Origin of the sequence: Flavobacterium sufflavum (assembly GCF_004016525.1) — a bacterium.
GTDB lineage: Bacteria > Bacteroidota > Bacteroidia > Flavobacteriales > Flavobacteriaceae > Flavobacterium > Flavobacterium sufflavum.
The window spans coordinates 88,672-112,950 of sequence record NZ_SACJ01000013.1; the positions used below are offsets into that span (position 1 = coordinate 88,672).

Annotated in this window: 29 protein-coding genes and 1 pseudogene; 10 read left to right on the top strand and 20 right to left on the bottom strand. The window is 33.7% G+C overall.

What is annotated here, in order from left to right; all coding sequences use genetic code 11:
• Positions 1-199: 199 nt before the first annotated feature.
• A complete protein-coding gene (gene rplS / locus EOD40_RS16060) occupies positions 200-550 on the bottom strand; it encodes a 50S ribosomal protein L19 (RefSeq protein ID WP_128197265.1) in 351 nt (116 codons plus the stop codon).
• Between the two features lie 202 nt (positions 551-752).
• Entirely contained in the window at positions 753-1,427 is a 675-nt protein-coding gene (gene trmD / locus EOD40_RS16065) for a tRNA (guanosine(37)-N1)-methyltransferase TrmD (RefSeq protein ID WP_128197315.1), read from the bottom strand.
• Positions 1,428-1,707: 280 nt separating this feature from the next.
• On the opposite strand from trmD, the gene EOD40_RS16070 reads away from it, so the two are divergent.
• Both EOD40_RS16070 and EOD40_RS16075 read left to right on the top strand, forming a co-directional pair.
• Positions 1,708-2,322 (top strand): murein L,D-transpeptidase catalytic domain-containing protein, encoded by a 615-nt coding sequence (locus EOD40_RS16070; RefSeq protein ID WP_128197267.1) that lies wholly within the window; start codon positions 1,708-1,710, stop codon positions 2,320-2,322.
• Between the two features lie 116 nt (positions 2,323-2,438).
• A complete protein-coding gene (locus tag EOD40_RS16075) occupies positions 2,439-3,371 on the top strand; it encodes a peptidylprolyl isomerase (RefSeq protein WP_128197269.1) in 933 nt (310 codons plus the stop codon).
• A 143-nt stretch (positions 3,372-3,514) separates the two neighbouring features.
• Here EOD40_RS16075 and EOD40_RS16080 read toward each other — a convergent pair whose 3' ends face one another.
• Entirely contained in the window at positions 3,515-4,078 is a 564-nt protein-coding gene (locus EOD40_RS16080) for a thioredoxin family protein (protein ID WP_128197270.1), read from the bottom strand.
• A 108-nt stretch (positions 4,079-4,186) separates the two neighbouring features.
• Between EOD40_RS16080 and EOD40_RS16085 the strand changes: the two genes are divergently transcribed.
• Positions 4,187-4,528, top strand: coding sequence for a tRNA-binding protein (locus EOD40_RS16085; protein ID WP_128197272.1), 342 nt, complete (start codon positions 4,187-4,189; stop codon positions 4,526-4,528).
• 12 nt (positions 4,529-4,540) lie between these two features.
• Here the strand turns inward: EOD40_RS16085 and EOD40_RS16090 are convergent, their stop codons facing one another.
• From EOD40_RS16090 to EOD40_RS16100, 3 genes are all read right to left on the bottom strand, one after another.
• Positions 4,541-5,344: a sulfurtransferase gene (locus EOD40_RS16090; protein WP_128197274.1), complete on the bottom strand. Its 804-nt coding sequence runs from the start codon at positions 5,342-5,344 to the stop codon at positions 4,541-4,543.
• Positions 5,345-5,491: 147 nt separating this feature from the next.
• Positions 5,492-5,875, bottom strand: a complete 384-nt coding sequence (locus tag EOD40_RS16095; RefSeq protein ID WP_128197276.1) for a PUR family DNA/RNA-binding protein — start codon at positions 5,873-5,875, stop codon at positions 5,492-5,494.
• A 72-nt stretch (positions 5,876-5,947) separates the two neighbouring features.
• Positions 5,948-7,708, bottom strand: coding sequence for an ABC transporter ATP-binding protein (locus EOD40_RS16100; protein WP_128197277.1), 1,761 nt, complete (start codon positions 7,706-7,708; stop codon positions 5,948-5,950).
• 239 nt (positions 7,709-7,947) lie between these two features.
• Here EOD40_RS16100 and nusB point away from each other — a divergent pair, with 239 nt between their 5' ends.
• Both nusB and yajC read left to right on the top strand, forming a co-directional pair.
• A complete protein-coding gene (nusB, locus tag EOD40_RS16105; RefSeq protein ID WP_128197279.1) occupies positions 7,948-8,859 on the top strand; it encodes a transcription antitermination factor NusB in 912 nt (303 codons plus the stop codon).
• Between the two features lie 25 nt (positions 8,860-8,884).
• Positions 8,885-9,157, top strand: a complete 273-nt coding sequence (gene yajC / locus EOD40_RS16110) for a preprotein translocase subunit YajC (RefSeq protein WP_128197281.1) — start codon at positions 8,885-8,887, stop codon at positions 9,155-9,157.
• Between the two features lie 247 nt (positions 9,158-9,404).
• Here the strand turns inward: yajC and pepT are convergent, their stop codons facing one another.
• From pepT to EOD40_RS16125, 3 genes are all read right to left on the bottom strand, one after another.
• On the bottom strand, positions 9,405-10,679 hold the full coding sequence (gene pepT, locus EOD40_RS16115; RefSeq protein ID WP_128197283.1) for a peptidase T: 1,275 nt from the start codon (positions 10,677-10,679) through the stop codon (positions 9,405-9,407).
• Between the two features lie 61 nt (positions 10,680-10,740).
• Positions 10,741-11,154, bottom strand: a complete 414-nt coding sequence (locus EOD40_RS16120; RefSeq protein WP_231129645.1) for a DUF1003 domain-containing protein — start codon at positions 11,152-11,154, stop codon at positions 10,741-10,743.
• A gap of 136 nt (positions 11,155-11,290) precedes the next feature.
• A complete protein-coding gene (locus tag EOD40_RS16125) occupies positions 11,291-11,851 on the bottom strand; it encodes a hypothetical protein (protein ID WP_128197284.1) in 561 nt (186 codons plus the stop codon).
• Positions 11,852-12,160: 309 nt separating this feature from the next.
• Here EOD40_RS16125 and EOD40_RS16130 point away from each other — a divergent pair, with 309 nt between their 5' ends.
• The 5 genes from EOD40_RS16130 (at position 12,161) to guaB (ending at position 18,001) form a co-directional block, all read left to right on the top strand.
• A complete protein-coding gene (locus EOD40_RS16130) occupies positions 12,161-13,180 on the top strand; it encodes a quinone-dependent dihydroorotate dehydrogenase (RefSeq protein WP_128197286.1) in 1,020 nt (339 codons plus the stop codon).
• Between the two features lie 187 nt (positions 13,181-13,367).
• Complete coding sequence (locus EOD40_RS16135; RefSeq protein ID WP_128197287.1) at positions 13,368-14,231, top strand: hydroxymethylglutaryl-CoA lyase; 864 nt, start codon at positions 13,368-13,370, stop codon at positions 14,229-14,231.
• 66 nt (positions 14,232-14,297) lie between these two features.
• A complete protein-coding gene (locus EOD40_RS16140; protein ID WP_128197289.1) occupies positions 14,298-14,846 on the top strand; it encodes a hypothetical protein in 549 nt (182 codons plus the stop codon).
• Positions 14,847-14,914: 68 nt separating this feature from the next.
• Entirely contained in the window at positions 14,915-16,246 is a 1,332-nt protein-coding gene (locus EOD40_RS16145) for a DUF5723 family protein (RefSeq protein WP_317127917.1), read from the top strand.
• Between the two features lie 282 nt (positions 16,247-16,528).
• Positions 16,529-18,001: an IMP dehydrogenase gene (gene guaB, locus EOD40_RS16150; protein WP_128197292.1), complete on the top strand. Its 1,473-nt coding sequence runs from the start codon at positions 16,529-16,531 to the stop codon at positions 17,999-18,001.
• A gap of 84 nt (positions 18,002-18,085) precedes the next feature.
• On the opposite strand, the gene EOD40_RS16155 is transcribed toward guaB, so the two are convergent.
• The 11 genes and pseudogenes from EOD40_RS16155 to EOD40_RS18395 form a co-directional block, all read right to left on the bottom strand.
• Entirely contained in the window at positions 18,086-18,895 is an 810-nt protein-coding gene (locus tag EOD40_RS16155; RefSeq protein ID WP_128197294.1) for a M48 family metallopeptidase, read from the bottom strand.
• On the bottom strand, positions 18,895-19,329 hold the full coding sequence (locus tag EOD40_RS16160) for a hypothetical protein (RefSeq protein ID WP_128197296.1): 435 nt from the start codon (positions 19,327-19,329) through the stop codon (positions 18,895-18,897). Before EOD40_RS16160 ends, EOD40_RS16155 begins: the two co-directional genes overlap by 1 nt.
• Positions 19,326-19,739 carry a DUF2752 domain-containing protein gene (locus tag EOD40_RS16165; protein ID WP_128197297.1) on the bottom strand — a complete coding sequence of 138 codons (414 nt, stop codon included), beginning with the start codon at positions 19,737-19,739 and terminating at the stop codon, positions 19,326-19,328. Before EOD40_RS16165 ends, EOD40_RS16160 begins: the two co-directional genes overlap by 4 nt.
• Positions 19,739-20,077 (bottom strand): TM2 domain-containing protein, encoded by a 339-nt coding sequence (locus EOD40_RS16170; RefSeq protein ID WP_128197299.1) that lies wholly within the window; start codon positions 20,075-20,077, stop codon positions 19,739-19,741. The genes EOD40_RS16165 and EOD40_RS16170 overlap by 1 nt, the downstream gene beginning before the upstream one ends.
• Positions 20,078-20,303: 226 nt before the next feature.
• Positions 20,304-21,587, bottom strand: coding sequence for an MgtC/SapB family protein (locus EOD40_RS16175; RefSeq protein ID WP_128197300.1), 1,284 nt, complete (start codon positions 21,585-21,587; stop codon positions 20,304-20,306).
• 37 nt (positions 21,588-21,624) lie between these two features.
• Positions 21,625-22,002 (bottom strand): VOC family protein, encoded by a 378-nt coding sequence (locus EOD40_RS16180; protein ID WP_128197302.1) that lies wholly within the window; start codon positions 22,000-22,002, stop codon positions 21,625-21,627.
• Between the two features lie 9 nt (positions 22,003-22,011).
• Positions 22,012-22,449, bottom strand: coding sequence for a VOC family protein (locus EOD40_RS16185; protein ID WP_128197304.1), 438 nt, complete (start codon positions 22,447-22,449; stop codon positions 22,012-22,014).
• Positions 22,450-22,485: 36 nt separating this feature from the next.
• Positions 22,486-22,944, bottom strand: coding sequence for an SRPBCC family protein (locus tag EOD40_RS16190; RefSeq protein ID WP_128197306.1), 459 nt, complete (start codon positions 22,942-22,944; stop codon positions 22,486-22,488).
• A 206-nt stretch (positions 22,945-23,150) separates the two neighbouring features.
• A complete protein-coding gene (locus tag EOD40_RS16195; RefSeq protein WP_128197308.1) occupies positions 23,151-23,531 on the bottom strand; it encodes a PH domain-containing protein in 381 nt (126 codons plus the stop codon).
• 83 nt (positions 23,532-23,614) lie between these two features.
• On the bottom strand, positions 23,615-24,112 hold the full coding sequence (locus tag EOD40_RS16200; protein WP_128197309.1) for a hypothetical protein: 498 nt from the start codon (positions 24,110-24,112) through the stop codon (positions 23,615-23,617).
• 64 nt (positions 24,113-24,176) lie between these two features.
• Positions 24,177-24,279 (bottom strand): annotated as a pseudogene (locus tag EOD40_RS18395) (IS982 family transposase); the annotation flags it as partial.

Genomic DNA, 24,279 nt, shown 5'->3' on the forward strand with positions numbered 1-24,279 from the left:
TGCAAAGATATGTAAATCAGACTAAAATACAGCCCCGTTTGTTATAGAAATAGCTGAATTATGGGATAACTAACGACAAGGCTTTAAAATGTTATTTTTTTAGAGAATGGCTGTTTATTTGAGAATGTTGTTCTTTTTGAATAAAGTCAAAAAAAAAGTCCCGACAGCGTCGGGACTTTTATGATAAAGAGACAATAAATTATCTTCTTTTGTCTTTGATTTTTGCTTTCTTACCAGTAAGTTCTCTGAAGTAGAAAATTCTAGCTCTACGTACAGCACCTTTCTTATTGATTTCAATTTTTTGCAAAGCTGGTAAGTTGATAGGGAAGATACGCTCAACACCTACAGCACCAGACATTTTACGAATTGTAAAAGTTTCAGTACTTCCAGTACCTCTTCTTTGAATTACAACTCCTTTAAAGAACTGAGTTCTAGTTTTTTCACCCTCTTTAATTTCGTAGTAAACTGTGATTGTATCTCCAGCTCCGAATTCAGGGAAATCTTTTCTTGTAACAAATTCGCTATTAACGAAATCTACTAAATTTGCCATTTTAATTGCTAATTATGGTTTAAAATCGAATCAACATTCACGGGTATCGCCAGAGGTTGATTAAATGTGGGTGCAAAAGTAGTTAAAAAAATTAAATTCCAATAAAATAAATTCCAAATTCCAATAAAAAAAATATCTGTGCTAAACAAATTGTATAGTCAAATCTGTAAAATTGGAATTTGGAATTTTAAAAAATTGGGATTTATTCTAATAAATCCGGACGTCTGTTTTTAGTGTGTTCAAATGCCATGTCTTCACGCCATTTGTCAATTTTAGCAAAATTCCCGCTGGTTAAAACTTCCGGAACTTTCCATCCTTTGTAATCGGCTGGACGGGTATATATTGGTCCTGACAATAAACCATCCTGAAAACTATCGGTCAAAGCTGAGGTTTCGTCACTCAAAACACCAGGGATTAATCGGATTAAGGTATCAGATAAAACTAATGCGCCTAATTCTCCTCCGCTTAAAACATAATCACCAATAGAAATTTCTTTGGTAATAAAATGATCTCGTACTCTTTGATCTACTCCTTTATAATGTCCGCACAGAATAATGATGTTTTCATACATTGACATGGTATTGGCCATTTTTTGGTTCAAAGTTTCCCCGTCAGGCGACATATAAATAATCTCGTCGTAGTCTCTCTGTGTTTTTAAATGGGTAATACAATCGTCAATAGGTTGTACTGTCATTACCATTCCTGCTCCGCCGCCATAAGGATAATCATCCACGCTTTTTTGTCTGTTAGTGGTGTAATCTCTTAAGTTGTGGATATGAACTTCTACTAGACCTTTGTCAATGGCGCGTTTCATAATCGAAGCCTCAAAGGGACTGCGTAGCAATTCAGGTAAAACAGTAATAATGTCAATTCGCATGATTGTATATCTAAGTTTTGGATGGGACAAAGGTACAAAGTTTTTTTCAGGAGCTAATTAATCAGGCTAGGGATTGGTGAAAACAGCTTTTTCTTATAAATGTTATTTTTTATATAAAAGTGAGTGTTTCAGATAGTTGTGTCGTTTTTTGAATTAAAAAAAAACGATACATTTGTGCTGTTATTTGTTTGATATATAGGTTGTTGTGTTTTTTTTTGTGAAAGAAATTCAATTAAAAAAGCTGAATAACTTTTGCTAAGTCTAAAAAAGTAGAGGGAAAATGAAAAGAGTGATTTTAGGGATGCTTACAATTGGATTGCTTTGTAGTTTCGGATTTATATCAAAAAATGATAAAACGGCTTCAAGCATAATCCGATTATTAAATACTACTATCGAAGAAAGAATTGCCGAACAAGTAGCCGGTATAAAAGAACTGCTGAAAACAAATCCTAAATTTAATGATGAAATCGCTTTTCTGCTTGACATGAGAATTATGTCAGGGAAAAATCGTTTTTTTGTTTACGACCTAAAAAACGACAGAATTATTGATCAGGGCTTGGTAGCTCATGGTATTGGTTCCGGCTTGTATGGAGAATTAAAATTCAGCAATGAGAATTATTCGTACTGCACTTCATTAGGGAAATATTATATAGGTAAAAGTTATACCGGCGAATATGGGAAATCGTATAGACTGCATGGATTTGAAGAGACAAATAGTAATGCGTTTTCAAGAAGTATTGTATTGCATAAATATGAAAAAGTGCCTTATGAAGAGCAGAATAATATAATATGTAATAGTTTAGGCTGTCCCATGGTAAATGAAACCTATTATAAAAGAATTGAAAAATTAATAGATGCTTCCAAAGGCAATATTATTCTGGATATTTATTATTGATTTTTTTTTTTTTGAATTCGGTACAGCTTATTTCTGTATTAAATTTTCTGTTTTGCACATTGGCACATTCTCTAATTTAATTTGTAAATTTGCGCTTCAATAAAAAATTATAAACAATGGAAAACGGTATATACGCTAAATTTAATACCTCAAAAGGGTCTATTTTAGTGAAATTAACACACGATTTAACACCTGGAACGGTTGGAAACTTTGTAGCCTTGGCTGAAGGAAACTTAGAAAACAAAGTAAAGCCTCAAGGGACAAAATATTATGATGGATTAACTTTTCACAGAGTAATTCCTGATTTTATGATTCAGGGAGGTTGTCCTCTAGGGTCAGGAACAGGAGATCCAGGATATAAATTTGATGATGAATTTCATCCAAGTTTAAAACATGATAGACCGGGAGTTTTAGCTATGGCTAATGCAGGACCTGGAACTAACGGTTCTCAATTTTACATTACTCACGTACCAACTTCTTGGTTAGATGGAAAACACACTGTTTTTGGTCAAGTAATTGAAGGGCAGGATGTTGTTGATGCAGTTGCTCAAGGCGATGCTTTAGAAACATTGGAAATTGTTAGAGTAGGAGAAGAAGCTCAAAAATGGAATGCAGTTGAAGCTTTCCGTTCATTTGAAGGAAACCGTAAAAAACGTCTTGAAGCTGAAAAAGCTGCTGCTGAAGAAGCAATGGAAAAATTAGCTGCCGGATTTGAAAAAACAGAAAGTGGTTTGCGTTACCAATTTATCCAAAGAGGAGAAGGTAAAAAAGCTGAAAACGGAAAAACAGTTTCTGTTCACTACACAGGGCAATTACCTGACGGAAAAGTTTTTGATAGCTCTTACCCACGTAAAAAACCAATCGAATTTCCATTAGGAAGAGGAAATGTAATCGAAGGATGGGACGAAGGTATTGCTTTGTTACAAGTAGGTGATAAAGCTCGTTTTGTGATTCCTGCTCACTTAGGATACGGATCTCGCGGTGCCGGAGGTGTAATTCCACCAAACGCTACTTTGATTTTTGACGTTGAATTGATGGACGTTAAATAATTTTAGATTTAAGAATTTAGAACGCAGATTTTAGATTCCGGTTTTGATTTAAATAACAAAAAGTGGTTTTCTAACTGGGAAACCACTTTTTTTATATCTAAATTCTATTTTCTAAATTCTGCATTCTGAAAACTGCCTTCTGCTTAAACCGTTTTCCACTTGATATTACAGCCAATACTCGGTTTCTGGTTTGGATTAATGCTTCGGTTGTATAAAACGCCATCTATGGCACCACGCAAATCACTACCACTTAACGGAATTCCGTTTCCGGGACGGCTATCGTCCAGTTGCCCGCGATAGACTAATTTGTCTTGTTGGTCAAACAAATAAAAATCAGGAGTGCAAGCCGCATCATAAGCTTTGGCAACTTCCTGTGTTTCATCATATAAATAAGGGAATTCAAAATTATTTTCGAAAGCATATTCCGTCATTAATTCAGGGGCGTCTTGCGGATAATTTACCACATCATTACTGGAAATAGCAATGATGCCAATTCCCTGAACTCTATAATCATTGGCAATTCGAACCACTTCTCTTATTACATGATGCACAAAAGGACAATGATTGCAAATAAAAAATACCAATGTGCCTTTGTTTCCTTTTAAATCAGCAAAAGAAAAGTATTCTGTATTGGATTTGGTGTCTTTTAAATAAAATTCGGGAGCTATAGTTCCTAATTCGAGCATGTTTGACGGAGTTCGTGCCATTGTTTTGTGATTTGTTTCCAGAGTTTAAAGTTACTAAAATTGCTGGCTATTTAAATAGTATAAACTAATTTTGAATTAGTAATGATTTGAAAAATTTAGAATTGATTTATGGAGAATAATTTGACTTGGGCTGAATTTGAAAAAGTAGCCATGTATGTTGGAACAATAATAGAGGTGAAAGATTTTCCTGAAGCCAGAAAACCGGCATTCCAACTGACGATTGATTTTGGCGAAGCCATAGGAATCAGGAAAACTTCGGCTCAAATCACTAAACGATATTCCAAAGAGGAACTTTTGAATAGGCAGATTGTTGCTGTAGTCAATTTTCCTAAAAAGCAAATCGGGAAATTTATGAGCGAATGTCTTGTTTTAGGTGCGGTAGGTCAGGAAGGAGATGTTATCCTATTGGCTCCTGATTTCAGGATTGAAAACGGTTTGCGAATAGGATAACTGATTTTTCTTTTATTTTTCTATTGGTAAATCGTGGTCTTGTCCCCATTCGGTCCAGGAACCATCATAAACTGCTTTTGGGTTGTTTGACGAAATTAATTCGTAAGCAATTAAATCAATACAGGCTGTAATTCCGGAACCGCAAGAGAAATATAACGGTTGGTCTTGATGTGGCAGGATCTGTCTTAGTTCTTCTTTAGGTAAAAAATGACCGTCTTTTAAAACTTTGGAAAAAGGCAGGTTTACGGAATTAGGGATGTGTCCGCTTCTTAAGCCTTCTCGTGGTTCTTCAGTTTCGGCATTAAATCTGTCAGCAGAACGAGCGTCAATTACAATGGCTTCTTTTGAAGTGGTGTTGTGTAAAATCTGAAATTTGTTTTTAAACATTTCAGCTTTAAAATAGGCTTCAAAATCTCCTTCTTTAAATGATTTTGGGGCAACTTTTTCAGTAGCAAAGTCTTCTTTTATCCAGGCAGGAAATCCTCCGTCTAAAACCCAGACATTTTCATGTCCCATACTTTTGAATAAATACCATGCTCTTGGACTCGAATAGATTCCTTTGGTGTCATAAACTACAATTTTACTGTGTTTGCTGATTCCTATTTTTCTTGCTTCGGCAGCAAAAGCTTCTGGTTTTGGTAAGGTATTAGGTAATGAGGTTGAAGTATCGCTAAATTTATTTTTAATATCAAAAGTTCGGGCTCCAATGATTTGCAAATCATGAGGAGGAGTGTCTAAAACTGCATCCAGAATTATTAATTCAGGATTGTTGATGTTTTCTTGAAGCCAGTTTACAGATACAATTGGAATTTTCATAAGGATGTTTTTTTTATTGTTAATTGAAAAAAGCTATACTAAGATACAAAATTGGAAGTTAACTTGTTTTGTTTTTCTATAATGCAAAAAGTCCAAAAACCGAATGATTTTTGGACTTAAAGTATTATTGTTGTGATTTCTTTGAGCTTAAATATCGTCAAAATCAATATCTGTAAAATTTGAAGTTTCAGGAATTGCTCCATCAGCAGTTATTCTTTCAGTAGCATATTCTTTTTTGAAATCTTTTTGATGCCTTTCAGAGATTACTTCTTCTCCTTTGTGGTTTAAAACATAAGATGTCATTTCTTCAAGGATTTCGGTGAAAGCAGCAAAATCTTCTTTGTATAAATATATTTTGTGTTTTTTGAAATGAAACGAACCGTCTTCTTCTGTGAATTTTTTACTTTCGGTAATGGTAATATAATAATCATCCGCTTTTGTAGCTCTCACATCGAAGAAATAGGTTCTTCTTCCTGCACGTAAAACTTTAGAAAAGATTTCTTCTTTTTCTAACATGTCATTTTCTCTCATAATCCGTTCTATACAATAATATGGTTGTTAATTGAAACCAAAAATGATAAAAATATATTTATTAAGCAACATTTAAAGTAATTCTTTTTCAGAAAGTTGTTTTAAATAGAGCGATGCATAATAACCTTCCTGATTTATTAACTGGTTATGAGAACCTTGTTGAATAATTTTTCCATTTTCCAGAATCAGGATTCTATCGGCATTTTTTGCCGAAGAGACACGATGGCTTACAATTATGGTTGTTTTGTCTTTACAAATGGCGTTTAGGTTGTTTAAAATAGCCTCTTCGGTTTCGGTATCTACTGCAGATAAACAGTCGTCAAATAATAAAATAGGAGGGTTTTTGATAATGGCTCTGGCTATGGAAACACGCTGTTTTTGTCCTCCCGAAAGAGTAATTCCTCTTTCGCCAAGAATAGTGTCATATTGCTTGTTGAAACCCATAATGTTGTCGTGTACTACAGCATTTTTGGCGGCAGCCATAACCTCTTCGATTTCGGCATCCTCTTTACCAAACTTGATGTTATTTTTAATGCTGTCTGAAAACAAGAAAGCATCCTGAGGTACAATTCCAATACTGTTTCGTAAATCAAATAAGTTCAAACGGCTAATTTCTTGTTCGTCAATTTTCACCGTACCTTGAGTTACGTCGTACATACGGGAAATTAAAGATAAAATAGTCGATTTTCCCGAGCCAGTTTTTCCAAGTATTGCCAGTGTTTCTCCTTTGTGTACGGTAAACGAAATATCCTGAAGTGCATTGATGTTAGTGTCTTCGTAAGTATAACTCACATTTTCGAATGTGATGGTGCCTTCTATTGTAGATTTTTCAGTATTGTTGTTGTTGATTTCTGGTTCTATTTTTAGAAACTCGTTTAGTCTTTTTTGGGACGCTTCGGCTTCCTGAACCATCGAAGAAACCCAGCCCAATGAAGCCACTGGCCAGGTAAGCATGTTGATGTACAGGATGAATTCGGCAATAGTACCGATGCTTTTGATGCTTCCTTGAATGTACATTATTCCTCCAAAATAAATTACAACTAAGTTACTGATGCCAATAAGAGCTAGCATTAAAGGGCCAAATAAGGATTGGACTTTGGCTAAATCCATGCTTTTGCTTTTACTTTCTAAAGCAAGTGCGTGCATGTTGTCCTGATGTTGGTTTTCTAACGAATAGGCTTTTATCACGCGAACTCCCGAGAATATTTCTTGTGTGAAACTGGAAACTTTAGATAAATATTGCTGAAAAGTGGTGCTTCGGGTGTTGATTTCGGTACTTAATTTAAAAATAGCATAGGATAAAAGAGGCAATGGTAAAAGCGTGTATAAGGTAAGTAATGGCGATACCCTGTACATGAATATGATTACGATGGCAAAACGAATGATGGTGTTGATGGTGTACATAACAGCCGGCCCAACATACATTCTTACTTTTGAAATATCCTCGCTTATGCGATTCATCAAATCCCCGGTACGATTCTTTTTGTAGAAGTTTTGAGAAAGATTTTCGTACTGTCTGAAGACTTCATTTTTTAAGTCAAATTCAACATGACGTGACATCACAATCAGGGTTTGACGCATTAAAAAAGTAAGGAATCCTGCAATGATGGTGGTTGCGATAATGAGTAAAATGTTATTCACTAATTGATCCTGGATAACCGAATTGGATATGGTTTTGTTTTTGGCAAATTCTTCAATTGAAGCAAAGGATTTGCTAATTAATTTAGGCGTAAAAAGTGAAAATATTTGGGCAACAATGGTAAATACAATTCCTAAGATAAAACGGTATTTGTATTTGATGAAATATTTATTGAGATAGAGTAATTCTTTCATTTCTAGACTAAGCTGAATTTTATAAAAAACAAAGATATAGCTTTAAAAGCAATAATTGTTAGCCATCCATGAGCTGTTAAGTCTCATTTAACGTTTCATTAATGAAATTAACTCGTGAGTTTGTCCTGCTTTTTATGGGTTTAAATTTTATTTTAAAAAAGGAAATCCTTATTTTTGCAGACTAATTTTATAAAAGTTCTTACAAGGTGGTAAATAGACGACACATTCGCGTTAAAGTTATGCAAACCATTTATGCGATGCATCAAAATGGCTCTGATAACCTGGAAAAGGAAGAAAAATTCCTTTTTTACAGTATCGATAATATTCAAGATTTATACCTTACAATGATTTCTTCTTTGTTGGAAATATGTAAAAAAGAAACTCAATTTTTGCATTTATCCAGTCAGAAACATTTAGCTACCGCAGCTGAACGTAATCCTAACGAAAAATTCATTAAGAACAGCATTTTCGAAATTCTTGCCGAAAACAATTCTTTAAGCATTGCTTTAGAAACCAGAAAAATTGATGCCTGGCATTTGCATGAGGATTATATAGCCTTGTTATTGACTGCTATAAAAGAGAGTTCTTACTATCAAACTTACATGAGTAATCCAACACGCTCATTTGAAGAAGACCGACAATTGATTGTGGATTTATTTACTGAAGTAATTGTTCCAAATGAGAAATTATACGAATTCTTAGAAGATGATAAGTTGACTTGGATTGATGATATTCCGATGGTAAACACGCAAATCATCAAACAATTGAAAGCAATGAAACCTATCGAAAATGATAATTTCAAAGTGCCAAAATTGTACAAAGACAATGAAGACAAAGATTTTGTTAAAGATTTGTTCCGTAAAACAGTGTTGAACGAAGCTGAATTAGCGAAAGAATTTGTTGATAAAACACCTAACTGGGATAGTGATAGAATTGCTGAAGTGGATACCATTATTTTAAAAATGGCTATTTGCGAATTTTTGAAATTCCCATCTATTCCTGTGAAAGTAACCTTGAACGAATATCTGGAATTAGCCAAAGAATATTCTACTCCTAAAAGTAGCATTTTCATCAACGGAATTTTAGATAATCTGGTTAAAGAATTAGAATCCAGTAAAAAAATGATTAAAGCCGGTCGCGGTTTAATGTAATATTTATAAATTAAAAAATGAAATTATGCAAGATTTAATGAAAATCGCTCCTTATTTGCTAATGTTTGTAGTTCTGTATTTCTTTATGATCAGACCACAACAAAAAAGAGCAAAACAAGAAAAAGAATTTGAAGCTAGTTTAAAAGTAGGTGATAAAATTATTACTAAAAGTGGTCTTCACGGTAAAGTAGTTGAATTAGCCGATACTACTGTTGTTATTGAAACTATGGCTGGAAAATTGAAAATGGAGCGTTCTGCTATTTCTATGGAAATGAGTGCTGCATTGGCAAAAAAATAAGAACGACTGAATTTATACGTCAAAAAAGTCCCGTTATCGGGACTTTTTTTATGGATTTAATTTAAGGTTTTAGTCAGTTCGAGTGTTTTTGAATATAAATGCGATAGCTTTTGTATCCAAAAATGTATCGAGAACTTTTATGTTTACATTGCTTCTCGATACGTTTTTGGCTATTGGAAATTTGTCTTTATTACCACTTTTTACAAGCCAAAAATCGAAGTGACGTTGTAGTTTGCAATTGGTATGACTATTTCTTCTTTGCTTTTGTTGGTTCTAAACCAAAGTTGGGTAAAGCCGTAAGCTCTGCAATTTTTACAATCACTTCCACTGCTTTTTGCATGCTTTCTACAGGAACATATTCGTATTTTCCGTGAAAATTGTGTCCGCCAGCAAAAATATTCGGGCAAGGCAATCCCATATAGGATAATTGCGAACCATCAGTTCCACCGCGAATGGGTTTGATAATGGGTTTGATGTTTAATTCTTTCATCGCTTTTTCGGCAATGTCTACAATATGTTTTACAGGAAGTACTTTTTCCTTCATGTTGTAATATTGATCTTTGATTTCGGCAACAACGATGTCTTCTCCAAATTGTTTCGCAAATTTCTTGTTGATTTTGCTCGCTATTTTTTGAATTTTCTCTTTTCTCTTTTCGAATTTTTTCTGGTTGTGGTCTCTGATAATTAATTCCACGACTGTTTCTTCGATACTTCCGTTAAAGTGATGCACATGATAAAAACCCTGATAACCTTTAGTTCTTTCAGGAACTTCATCGGCTGGTAATTCGCTGATGAAAGTATTGGCAACTAACATAGAATTAATCATTTTTCCTTTGGCATAACCGGGATGAACACTTTTTCCTTTGAAAGTGATTTTGGCTCCGGCCGCATTAAAATTTTCATATTCTAATTCGCCTATCTGGCTTCCATCCATCGTATAAGCCCATTGCGCGCCAAATTTCTCCACGTCAAAAAAGTGTGCCCCGCGGCCAATTTCTTCGTCAGGAGTGAATCCAACTCTTATTTTTCCGTGTTTTATTTCCGGATTTTTGATAAGGAATTCCATGGCGGTAATAATTTCGGTAATTCCGGCTTTGTCATCAGCACCAAGGAGTGTGGTTCCGTCAGTTGTAATTAAGGTTTGTCCTTTGTATTGCAATAAATCTTTGAAATAGTTAGGCGATAAAACGATGTTTTGTTCCGCATTCAGCACAATGTCTTTTCCGTCATAATTGCTTACGATTTGAGGTTTTACATTGGTTCCGCTAAAATCAGGCGAGGTGTCAAAATGAGAAACAAATCCTATTGTAGGCACTTCGTGTTCAACATTACTTGGTAAAGTCGCCATGATGTAAGCTTTGTCATCAATAGTAACGTCTTGCATTCCAATGGTTTTTAGTTCTTCGACTAATTTATTGGCTAAAACCCATTGTTTTTCGCTACTTGGAGTCGTTTCCGAATTCGGATTGGATTCGGTATCTATGGTTACATAACTGATAAAACGATCAATGATATCTTGCATAAAGTGTTATTTTATTTGGGTTGCAAAGATAGGTTTAATTTAAAGTATAGTCCAGCTATACTTATTCTATCTTTTCTAAGATTCTGATTATTTTATCTAATTTATCGACTTCAATAGAGTTGAGTTTTTTTGCCAAAGCTTCGATTTCAAGTTTTGCTTCTTTATTGGTATTGTAATCTTCCTGAGCCTGGATGCGATCTCTTTCGTTTTGACGGTTTTGAGCCATCATAATTATTGGAGCAGCATAAGCTGCCTGAGTAGAAAATACCAGATTGAGCAGGATAAAAGGATAGGCGTCCCAATGTTTGAAATAAGCAACAAGGTTTAATCCCATCCAGATGATTACAAATACTGTTTGAAGAATTATGAAACGCCAGGAACCCATTCCTTTGGCTACTGCGTCTGCTACTCGGCCGCCAAATGGTAAGCTTTCATAATGTTGTTGATGCCAGTTTTTATTCATATTCATGTTCATGTTGTATGTAGTTTATTTTTATTTAAAAGTAAGGAAAGTTTGTTTTAAAAAAAACCGCAAATTCATCAATTAATTATTCTGCTTTCAAGCAGTCAGTAATTGGTAAATTTGCGATTAATTCAGGGTTTGTAAAGATTTAATTTCTCAATTTGCTTAGTTTTTCTTCTGCTTTATTGAGATCTTCGTTGAGTTTATTAATTTTAATTTGTTGTTTACTGATTTTGATATTTTCTTTTTCAATTTCTGTTGAACTTATTTTTCCTTTGGATTTTTTAGAATCGAATTTTTTCTTATTGTTAGCTAAGCTTTTTTCTTCATTAGAAATCTTGGTTTTTAACTTGCTAACCGATTTTTCGCCTGAAAGAATTTTGTCCTGCTGTTTTTCGAATGCTTTTTGTTTTTTCTCAAAATCTTTTTGTTCTTGTTCGGTTCTCTTAGCTTCTTTTAATGCTTTTTTCTCCTCTTTCATTTTAGCATTAAGCATTTTGGACTCTTTCTTTAATGCTTCTTTTTCAGAATCACTGGCTACTGTGGTGGTAACTTGCGGAACAACTTTTATAACCGTGTCTTTAACCGTAGTTACTGTAGTTATGGTAGTTTTTGTAGCTAATTTTATAGTATCATTTTGGGTATTCTGAGCTAGAAAAAATTGAAAACTCGAAAGCATTACGATAGTGAAAATTGATTTTAGTTTCATGATGATGCGTTTTAAGTTGATAAAAAGTAGGTTGTAGATTGATTTGTTCTTTACAATATAAGAAAAATCATTGAAAAAAAGTGATTTTTTGGGAAATGAAAAAGAGAAAACAGAATGGTTTGAGTGTAATTTATTGTTGTTTAATAGTTTAAAGTGTTTTTTTTTAGTTTTTTGTGCTTTATTTAACTAATGTTTATTTGGGTATTTCTTTTTTGGCTGTAGCCAAATCAAAACGGAAGCCATAATTTTTTTAGAAATATTTAATTATCCATCAGATAATTCTATTTTTGCACCACAAATTAAAATCCTATGTATAAACAGCTTATCCGACCGCTATTTTTTTGTTTTGATCCTGAAAAAATACATCACTTTACCTTTTCGTTAGTTCGTATTACTTCTAAAATTCCTGGTTTCTCAGCCATTTATAAGTCGCTTTATTTAGTAGATGACAAAAGATTAGAAACGGAAGTTTTTGGATTGAAGTTTAAAAATCCTGTGGGCTTGGCTGCCGGTTTTGATAAGGATGCCAAATTATACAAGGAGTTGTCAAATTTTGGTTTTGGTTTCATAGAAATAGGAACTTTAACACCAAAAGGGCAGGAAGGTAATCCAAAAACACGTTTGTTTCGTCTTAGAGAAGATTCGGCAATTATCAACCGAATGGGATTTAATAACGGCGGTGTTATGGAAGCGGTTGAAAGACTGAAATCAAATCCCGGAGTTTTAATTGGTGGAAATATTGGTAAAAATAAAGTAACGCCAAACGAAGAAGCTACTTCAGATTATGAAATTTGTTTTGATGCTTTATACGATTATGTGGATTATTTTGTAGTAAATGTGAGTTCACCTAATACGCCAAATTTACGTGCTTTGCAGGATAAAGAACCGTTGACACAGTTGTTGCAAACTTTGCAAAATAAAAATTTGGCTAAGCCAAAACAAAAACCAATCTTACTTAAAATTGCTCCCGATTTGACTGATGAGCAATTATTGGATATTATTGATATTGTAAAAGATACCCAAATTGCGGGTGTAATTGCAACTAATACGACTATTTCCCGCGAAGGTTTACAATCGGAAAACAAGACCGAAATGGGAGGCTTGTCAGGAAAACCGTTGACGAAACGTTCTACTGAGGTGATTCGTTTTCTTTCACAAAAAAGCAATAAGGCTTTCCCGATTATTGGGGTAGGAGGAATCCATTCTGCCGATGATGCTATCGAAAAATTAGAAGCAGGGGCCAGTTTGGTACAATTGTACACAGGTTTTATTTATGAAGGACCAGCTTTGGTAAAAGCCATCAATAAAAAGATTTTAAATCGTTTGTAAAATTTCGCAAAGATTCACAAAGAAAACACTAAGAATCGCTAAGTTTTTTCATCTTAGCTTTTTATTTCTTAGCGAATCTTTGCGTAATAGCTTAATAAAATATAAAAGCGTAATTCTTCAACAGAGTTGCGCTTTTTTGTTGGTTCTAAATTTTGCCACTTTGCAAGTTTTAGTATCTTTGAAATCTATGGAACCAATAAAAATTATAGAATGTCCGCGCGATGCCATGCAAGGCATTAAAACATTTATTCCTACTGAAAGGAAAGTGGCGTACATTCAATCTTTATTGCGAGTAGGATTTGATACCATTGATTTTGGAAGTTTTGTTTCGCCTAGAGCTGTTCCGCAAATGCAGGATACCGCAGCAGTTTTAGACCGATTGGATTTGTCAAAAACCAGAAGTAAATTATTGGCCATTATTGCTAATACCAAAGGAGCTGAAACAGCAGCTCAATTTGAACCCATTCACTATCTCGGTTTCCCATTTTCGATTTCGGAAAATTTTCAAATGCGAAATACGCACAAAACCATAGCCGAGTCGATTATTAGTTTACAAGAAATTCTGGAAATTGCCGATAAGAGTAATAAGGAAGTTGTTGCTTATTTATCTATGGGTTTTGGGAATCCTTACGGAGATCCGTGGAATGTGGATATTGTAAGTGAATGGACCGAAAAATTGGCTGCAATGGGCGTGAAAATACTTTCGCTTTCAGATACGATCGGGAGTTCTACGCCAGAAGTTATAAAATATTTATTTTCGAATTTAATTCCTAAGTATCCCCAAATCGAGTTTGGTGCTCATTTGCATACCACTTATGATAAATGGTTTGAAAAAATTGAAGCGGCACATCAGGCGGGTTGTCGAAGATATGATGGGGCTATTCAGGGGTTTGGAGGTTGTCCAATGGCTAAAGACGAATTGACGGGTAATATGCCTACCGAAAAATTGTTGTCTTATTTTACGGCAAATAAAGAAAATTTAAAGTTGAATCCTTTGAGTTTTGAAAGTGCTTATAATGAAGCGTCTAAGTTGTTTGGAACGTTTTATTAGTTAGCTATATTTATAATAATGATAATCTAATTTCGTTTTAAGCTTAATGAAATTAAAAGTAACCTAATGAAAAGTTATTACTTAAATAGAATCTGTTTAGCACTTATTTTAATGTGCTCTTTTTCCTGTACCAGTGATTTAGATTTTAATCAGGCCAATGATTTAAAACTGACACCGGTAATTGTTGGGAATTTTAGTCATTTTGATATTCCTGCACCAGCCTTTATTGCCCCGGATGGTTCTGAATATGATTTAGCATTTGACGATGAGGAGTTTGATGTTTTTAGAGATAAGTATTTTAAGAGTTATTTGCAAAGAGCTGATTTTTATTTTGAAATAAATAATACTATTAACCGCGCTTTTAAATTTACTATTGTTTTATCAGATTCCAATAATAACCCATTGACTACCATAAAATTTGATATACCGGCCTATTCAGGTTCTGCTAATACAATTACAAGAACTGAAATTTTTCAAAATGCAAGATTAGATTTATTGAAGAGAGCCACAAAAATGGGATTCTTAATTGAGAAGGCTCCAGGGCCAGCTTTGAATCAAAATAGTCCGGGAAGTTTAGTATTGCGCTCTAGTGCTACCGTTTATTTGACAATATAATGAGGAAAGGATTTTTATTTTTGTTAGTTTTTATTTCGATCAGTTGCTTTTCTCAAAATAAGCAAATATTGTATAATCTCACTTCGGTTCCTCAGTCGTTAATGACTAATCCGGGAGCCGATTTCAAGTATAGATATTATTTTGGAGTTCCATTACTTTCGGGTATGTCCTTTAAAGTGGGTTCGAGCGGTTTTTCTACTTATGATTTATTTGCCAATAATGGAGTCGATTTTAATCAGAAGTTGCGAAATGCAGTGTATTCAACCACCCGACACGATCATTTAGCCATAAACGAGCAAATCGAGATTTTTAATGGTGGAATTAAACTAGGGGATTGGCTTGAAGACAAAGGTTATCTGTCTTTTGGAATTTATCAGGAATTTGATTTCTGGAGCTATATGCCTAAGGATGTGGCTATTTTAGCCTTAGATGGTAATCAAAATTACATAGGCAAATCATTTGATTTATCTGATTTGAGTGCGAAAGCCGAAATGTTATCAGTATTGCATGTGGGGTATCATAAAAATGTTTCCGAAAAACTGATAGTAGGAGCAAGGGGAAAAATTTATTTTAGTGGATTCAATGCCACTTCGACCAGAAATTCAGGATACATAGTTACACGACCATCTAATACAACGATGTACGAACAAATTATCAGTTCAGATTTAGAATTAAGAACTTCCGGAATTTCAAAATATACAGCCGATAATTACAATGGCGATGTAGCGACTGATGTTAGAAAACAATTGTTGTTTGGCGGTGATTTGGGCTTGGGATTTGATTTAGGATTTACCTATTATCCTAAAAAAAACACCCAGATTACAGCCAGTATTCTTGATGTTGGTTTTATAAGGCACACTAAGGATGTGGAAAATTTCACTTATAAAGGTTATTACCAATACGAAGGTATCAATCCTGGTTTTACTAATGTTAATAATCCCGGAAGTGTTTATAGTGATTTTCAAGATGCGGTTAAGTCAGATACACTGTATAACAAATACACCACTTGGCGCCCAATTAAATTAAATGCTTCTTATCAATATTCGTATGGAACTTCCAGTGACGAAGATTGTGCATGTACAGCAACCGAAAAACGCTATAAAAATGCTGTAGGAGCACAGCTGTTTGTAATGAGTACGCCAAGATTGCCTATTACCGCTTTGACAGGTTTTTATCAAAGAAATTTTTCAGACAAATTGCAACTTAAGGCAACCTATACACTTGATTCGTATTCGTATACCAATATTGGACTGGGAATGTCGGCAAATTTAGGGCTATTCAATATGTACTTTATGGCAGACAATCTGTTAGCATACCGCGATGTGTCTAAGGCAAGAAGTCTTTCGTTCCAATTTGGATTTAATTTCATTTTCAAAGACAGCAACGAACCACCGTATTGATATGATTTTCAGAAGGAGCTAATCCAGCTATCCATTGCAAGCACTCCATTAAAAATTCTATTTTTCTAAGTTTTTAAAAGAGCTTCCGTTGGTCGCTTTTTAAAAACAAAAAAATTAGGTTTTTAATCTTCGTGCCTTTCCATTACTATCTGGGCTATTCAGAGACATTGGTATAAAGAGGGATTGGATTCCAAAACAGCATCTTAAATTAATTGGATTTCTAATTATATTAAATCAAAATAATTTGCTATATTTGCACGCAATTCAACTAGAAATTGCAACATGATAGCACACAACTCCAAGATTATCGGCGAAGGTTTAACTTACGATGATGTATTATTAGTTCCTAATTACTCCCATGTGCTTCCTCGCGAAGTGAGTATCAAAACAAAATTTTCAAGAAACATTACACTTAACGTTCCTATTGTATCTGCAGCTATGGATACAGTAACCGAAAGTTCTATGGCAATTGCTATGGCTCAAGAAGGAGGAATTGGTGTTTTACATAAAAATATGACTATTGAGCAGCAAGCTGCTAAAGTAAGAAAAGTAAAACGTGCCGAATCAGGTATGATTATCGATCCGGTTACTTTACCTCTTAATGCTACTGTTGCTGATGCAAAATCGGCAATGAAAGAATTCGGTATTGGTGGAATTCCAGTTGTTGATGAAAATCAAAAATTAAAAGGAATTGTTACTAACCGCGATTTGCGTTTCGAAAAAAACAGTACCCGACCTATTGTAGAGGTTATGACTAAGGATAACTTGGTTACTGTTGCCGAAGGAACTTCGCTAGAACAAGCAGAAGTGGTTTTGCAAGGACATAAAATCGAAAAACTTCCTGTAATAGACAAAGACAATAAATTAGTGGGTTTAATCACATTTAGAGATATTACTAAATTGAATCAAAAACCAAATGCTAATAAAGATAAATACGGACGTTTGCGTGTAGCTGCTGCTTTAGGAGTTACAGCCGATGCGGTTGAAAGAGCTACAGCTTTAGTAAACGCCGGTGTTGACGCTGTAATTATCGATACGGCTCACGGACACACTAAAGGAGTGGTTGATGTTTTAAAATTAGTTAAAGATAAATTCCCGGATTTAGATGTTATCGTTGGAAATATCGCTACACCGGAAGCGGCTCAATATTTAGTTCAAAACGGAGCTGACGGAGTAAAAGTAGGAATTGGACCTGGTTCTATTTGTACTACCCGTATTGTAGCTGGTGTTGGATTCCCACAGTTTTCTGCGGTTTTAGAAGTAGCAGCTGCTATCAAAGGTTCAGGTGTTCCTGTAATTGCCGATGGTGGAATTCGTTACACAGGAGATATTCCTAAAGCTATTGCTGCAGGTGCTGATTGTGTGATGTTAGGTTCACTTTTAGCAGGAACTAAAGAATCTCCTGGAGAAACTATTATTTTTGAAGGAAGAAAATTCAAATCATACAGAGGAATGGGATCGGTTGAAGCGATGCAAACAGGTTCTAAAGACCGTTATTTCCAGGATGTGGAAGATGATGTTAAGAAATTGGTTCCGGAAGGAATTGTAGGTCGAGTGCCTTACAAAGGAGAATTAAACGAAAGCATGTTACAGTTCGTTGGTGGACTTCGAGCCGGAATGGGGTACTGTGGTGCTAAAGATATTGCTACTTTGCAGGAAACAGGACGTTTTGTACGTTTGACTTCAAGCGGTATTTCTGAAAGTCATCCTCATAATGTTACGATTACTAAAGAAGCTCCTAATTATTCAAGATAATTTCAAGCTTAATTCATAGAAAAAGGCTGTTTAAAGTATAAAACTTTGAACAGCCTTTTTTGATTTGAATAATTATTGATGAAATTAATTTTGGGTTGCAATCTTTAAATCCTCTTGCATTTTATTCCAGGTTTTTGTGTTTAGAATTTTTGCGTAAGTGGTATTCTTTTTTTTGTAATACTCAGCGATATACTTGGCTCTTTCTTTAGATTCAGGATGTGTGTTTATCCATGTCAGATATTTTATTGTTTCCTTTTCTGTATCGGATAGTTTATAGAGGAAATTAGCAAAAGCTTCTGGATTTATTTTTGTTTTGATAAGATAATCAACGGCTTTAATATCGGCTTCTTTTTCCAGTCCTCTGTCAAAAGCGGTAGAGGATAGTGTTTTTAATGTTTCCTGGATTACTTCCGTATTTCTATTTCCAGTGGTTGTTGAAATTAAAACTGAAATCCCTACTTCTTTAATTAATTTTTTTAAAACATGATTGAGTTCGATATGCGCAATTTCGTGACAAATTACACCGCTAAGTTCTTCTGGACTGTCTGAATTTGCCAGTAAAGCAGTATAAATAATTAAATGTCCATTAGGCAAAGCAAAAGCGTTGATTTCATCCTTTTCGATGATATGAACCTTGATCGATTTTCTGTCAATTTTATTGGCTACGCATATTTCGTTTACAATAGTATCCACGGTAGCAATTACAGAAGGTGTTTTATTTTCTTTCTCCGTTTTTTTGATGATATCCCAAAAAAGAGTTCCTAGTTTTTCTTCTGTTTTATCGGTAACTTTTTCGGTATTAAAAATTGAAACCCAATCAATTTGCGCTAAAGCAAACCAAGTAGAGAAAAACAATAGTACTCCAATAAAACTTTGTATTATAAGCTTTTTCATTATTTTGATTTGCAAATTAAATTGGTCAGATTACCATAAAACCACCATTCTACGTGGATGCCTTTTCTGGTTTGAATTGCGGTATATATTGTTGCAATAAATTCGGTTAAGTTAAAAATGAGCGCCGTAATTAAATAAGCAATGTATTTACTGGAAATTGTCTCTTCTGTAAAAATGATGGATACTGTCCACCAAAATCCAAAACTGTTTATAAAAAGAATTGAGAATTGGGAAAGTAAAGCCTGTGTACAATGCCAGCGTACAAAATAGGTTCCTTTGCGATTGCCGACAAAAAAAATAAATGTTGCAATAAGGTTTATGATGGGTAAAGGCAAGCCAACTATAAGAGCTATTAATGACATTAAATAACTATTTGAGGCTTTTTCTGCCTCGTGTTCGCTAGGTTCATAACTGAATGAAGTGGTGTTTGTCATAGCTCTTTAGTAATGTTCCAAATCCAGTTAATAATTACTATAAAAATTAAGGGTATTGCGTATACTGGTTTTCTCAAATAGTACTCCATTTTTTCATAAAACTCAAAAAGCGTTTTTCTCTTAGTAATAATGTCATAAACCATCCAAAGCGGTGATACTAGCAAAATTATTGTGATAAGATATCCCAACGGATTAATTAATAAGGCTTCAGTAAAATGCCCTTTTGTTAAAGAAATGATGGAACGGGTTGAACCGCAAGAAGGGCAGGGTATATTTAACGTATGTTTTATAAAACAAGCTTCAACTGATGGATCAGTTTGGCTTTGTGTAGCAACATAATACAGCCAAATATACCCTGCTAAACAGCCAATAAAAATTATGGAGTATAATTTATTTCTGTTTAAAGTCATTAATACAGAAATTGTTGCAATTTTTGCATGTTTTTTTCTCTAGTAGCTTCTTGTATCATGAACCAGTCAATAATTGCCCAAATTCCAAAACCACCACAGGTTAATAATTTCCCAACTCCAAGACCAGTATCGCCAATCATGAAACGGTCTATGCCTAATGAACCAGCTAAAATGGAAATAATTAAACTAGTTGTAGGATCTTTTAATTGAAGAGTTGAAATCATTGGCCATTTGGAATCATCTAAAACAATTAGTCTTTCTCTGATTGAATTAATGTGATGACTTTCAAAAAATTTAGCATTAGTCATGATAAACATATCTACTTTTTGTGCTTCCATTTATTTTTTGTTTTTTCTGGATGTCTACTACTCTTGTGGCTTTTCGTTTACTCCCCGTTTTTATAGTTGGTTTCTGGTCTCCATTATATTGTATAAGATTCTTTATTCATGTAAAACACAAAAGTATTATACATAAAAATCTTACTAAGGATTCCAAATATAGTAAAATATTTTTGATGTAATAAGAAAAGTTTTATGCTTATGTTTACTCTTTGATTTTCTAGTTTTAAAAAAGAAATGCAACAACTAAGCCGATAATGATAAGTATGCTAAAGCTAAAAAGAATTGGTTTTCGAATGGTTTTTTTAGAAAGGGTGATACTATAAATCATTTTCAGAAGATTGTTGCTTGTTACAGCATTGATAACGGCTGTGGTTAAAATACCATTAGTAATACTCCATTTACTTTGAAAAATATTGATAATAAAAGGGTCAATATCGGTAATACCAACTACAAAAGATAAAATCTTTATCCCCGAGGTTCCGTATTGTTTGTTGACAAAACTTGTAAGTAAGGCAAATACAATAAAGAGAATCCCAAAGACCAGAGAGGTTTTAAATTCAAGTGGGTTAGACATCGAGCTGATTTCCTGTTTTGTTTCAGTTTTATTAGTTTTTTTTTGGTCTAACCAAAGAAAATATAATGCAAAGAGAGTGGTCACTACTACAAAAAAGCCAAAACTGGGTGCCAGTTGCATTGCTATAGGTTTGTTAAACAACAACGCGAGGATGAATATGCGTATAAACATCATCGTTGTGGCTAAGATTATTGCGGCTGTTATTTTATAATCTTCCTCTAATTCTTTACTTTTTTTAGCTAATATAAAGGTGGTGACTGTACTGCTATAAAGCCCTCCTAAGATGCCGGTGAGTACAATTCCTGATTTTGGAAAAACGAATTTTTTAAGCAAATAACTGAAATAAGAAATTCCGGAAACAGCTACTATGGCCAGCCAAAATTTATAGGGTGAAATAGTGATGTTTTCCGAAAAGCTTTCGTTAGGAAGTAATGGAAGAATAACGCCAGCAATTACTAAGAATTCGGCCAAAGTAATGAATTCGTTATCATCTATTTTTTTTGAAAAATCAAATAAGGCTTCTTTGATTTCGACTAATATTAAAACGGAAACTACTATCAAAATCACTAGCCAATCGGGTTGAGTGTAGATAATAGGAGTGAGGCAAAAAGTTATAAGCGCTACAATAATTGAAGTTAGACTGAATTTTTTTTGGTGAAAACCTCTGATGAAATAAAATATAGCAAGAAAGATACTCAAAACGAATCCACCACCCAGAAACGGAATTAATGTTGCAGGTGACAGGCTGTAAAGTATAAAGCCAAGTATGCCTATAAGCGTAAAAGCACGATCGGTGCCAAAACGGCTTCCTATGTTTGAATCTAAAAATTGTCTCCTTTGTTCCAGTCCAATTAATAATGAAAAAAGAACAACCAGGACAAATTTGATTAAATCCGGTGGCAATAGATCTATAAATTCATTTGATTCTTTCATCTTAACTCAGCTTTTTAGAAATCAATTTTTCTATTTCTCAGGAAGCATTTTCGTTTACTTCAAAGATTCCAAAAACATTGTTGTCTAAGTCAATAAAATAGCCCTGATAGCATCGATTAGGGATGGCAAATTTTGGCATCGCTATTTTTCCGCCGTTGTCTAGTATCTTATTGGCCGTTTCATCAAAGTTGCTAACCTGAATGGAACTAGTAAAGGCATTTGTTCCGCATTCGGGAGGAGGTATCTTTGCGGGTCGCTGCAAAAGTCCGCCATTGATGCTGTTAGTTTCAATCCGATAGTATTCTATGGGAATTTGTTTTTCTCTGATAAACGTCCATTCGAATACATTTTTATAAAATTCAATTTCTCTGTCAGGTTTTGAAGACTGAATTTCAAAATAGCCTATGGTGTTCATTGTACTAAATTATTTTTTTTCCTGAAAATTAAACATCCAGCGAATTCCAAATTTATCCAGACAACACCCCCATAAAGCGCTCCAAAATTGATCGCTCAATGGTACAATATCTGAACCGCCTTCGGCTAAAAGATGAAACAATCTTTCAGTTTCTTCTCTGGAATCGGGTTCAAGATTTATGGTTATATTGTTACCAATTTTCAAAGTATGTCCCATGCTTTCTAATGCATCTGTTCCCATAATTCGTACTCCTCCCAGAATTGGTAAACTAACATGCATAACAGCATTCAAATCTTTTTCGGATAGAGGAGGCATTCCTTCATGTGGAGGAGCGTCTTTCATATACATAATTGAACCTTCATAATCAGTTTTAAATACTGATTTGTAAAAATTAAAGGCTTCTTCGGTGTTGCCCATAAAGTTGAGGTAAATTGATACGCTTGCCATTTTGAATTTAATTTAAAGTTTATATTTTATTATTTTTCAAATCATTTTTTTTAGTTCTTCTTCTAATCGGTCGAAGTTTTCTTCATTTTTATCGATTACGAACTTTCTAATTTTATTGCATTCTTCAGGAGTATCGAAAATTTGTTTGAATACTACCTTTGTTTTTTCAGTAGCTATTTCTTCAAATGTTACAACTACTTGAAAAAGGGGCTTTGAATGGCGTTTCCATGCAATAAGAGCAGGTTTTTCTATTTTGATGAATTCACATTCGTTTGGATAATTCCCTTTGTCAGGTCCGTGCATAATAAAACTCCATTTTCCGCCTACTATAAAATCAAATTCATTAAAGGTGTTTGTAAAACCGTTAGGTCCCCACCAATTTTTTAAATGCTCAGGTTCAGACCAGGCACGATAAACAAGTTCTCTGGCGGTTTCTAAAACTCTGGAAGTTACAATTTCACAGTCAGGTGTTACATTGATAATTTCTGTTGTCATTTGTTAGATGTTTTTATGAGATTGTTTAGTAATGATACTCTTTTTTGCAGATTTAAAAGCAGTATCCAAAACACTAAGTATATAAATTTACAAAAAAAATAATAGCTATTTTAGTAAGTTATTGATTATTTAAAAAGGCTGTCTTAAAGTTTTTACTTCCAGACAGCCTTTGTGTTTTTTATTATTTCTCGTTAAATAATCTGTTCTTATTTAAGTACGTGTGTTGCTAAGACATTGTGCACATCATATACATTTACTGATTTGTTGAATTGTTTTTTGATGCTGGGAATTTGTTCGCTAGAAACCCAAATTTTTAATTCAGCATCTAAATCAAAGGTTCCGGCTGTTTCAATACTAAATCTCGAAATGCTTTTATAAGAAATCGATTTGTATTCAATTTTACTGCCTGTCAAGCCTTGTTTGTCAACCAGAATTAGCCTTTTGTTGGTGAAAATGAAGGTATCTCTAATTAACTTAAATCCTAATTCAATTTCTTCTCCGTCAATTAATAATTTCCCGTAATCTTTTTGTAATTCTTCCTGGCTAACAGTTCCTGCGTTTCCAAGTAATGCTGAAAATAATCCCATATTTATTTTATTTCTGATTGTTAGTATTTAATTTATTTTTTCTCTTTTAGCTCTTAGTCTTAATGGAGTTTAATGTTCATTTTTCAGTATAAATTTCTGTTAACTTTGTCTAAAATGTCTTTAATCTTCCAATCTTGGATTGTCCAAGTTTTTTTGTCTTTCGAGGGAATGAAAGTTAGCATGGTTTTGATTGTTTCGGATTTATGTTTTAATGATTCTGAATATTGTATAAAAACATGACAGATCGTTTTTTCATCCCAATATTCTATTTCTGAACTTAAAATTTTATCAACTTTGAAACTTGTTAATTGATTAAAATATTTATTTACATCAACTTTTATTTTATCAATTAAAACTGAACCAGAGAGATTACCTTGACCAGTTTTGTTATAAAAACTCTGTATTTCAATTAACATAGTGTTATCCCACATATCACTTCCTTTTTCATACTTTCTGTTCATATACATTTCCGTTAAATATTCTTTCGATAGTTTTTCTAAAGTATTTTTTATTTCTTTTTCTGTTTGACAGAAACCAAAATTGAAAAAAAATAAAATTAAAAATGTAATTGTCTTTTGCATAGATTAGGAAACACTTTACTTATTATCTTCAAATATAATAAAATAACGTGAGTTCGATATAAACTTATTGAAAAAGTACTAATTGTTTTGTGTCTAGGAAATTATTTTTCAAAGACGGTTTTTTGTCTGCAAAGTTGTAAGCAATCAGAGCGGAAAAAATATTATTG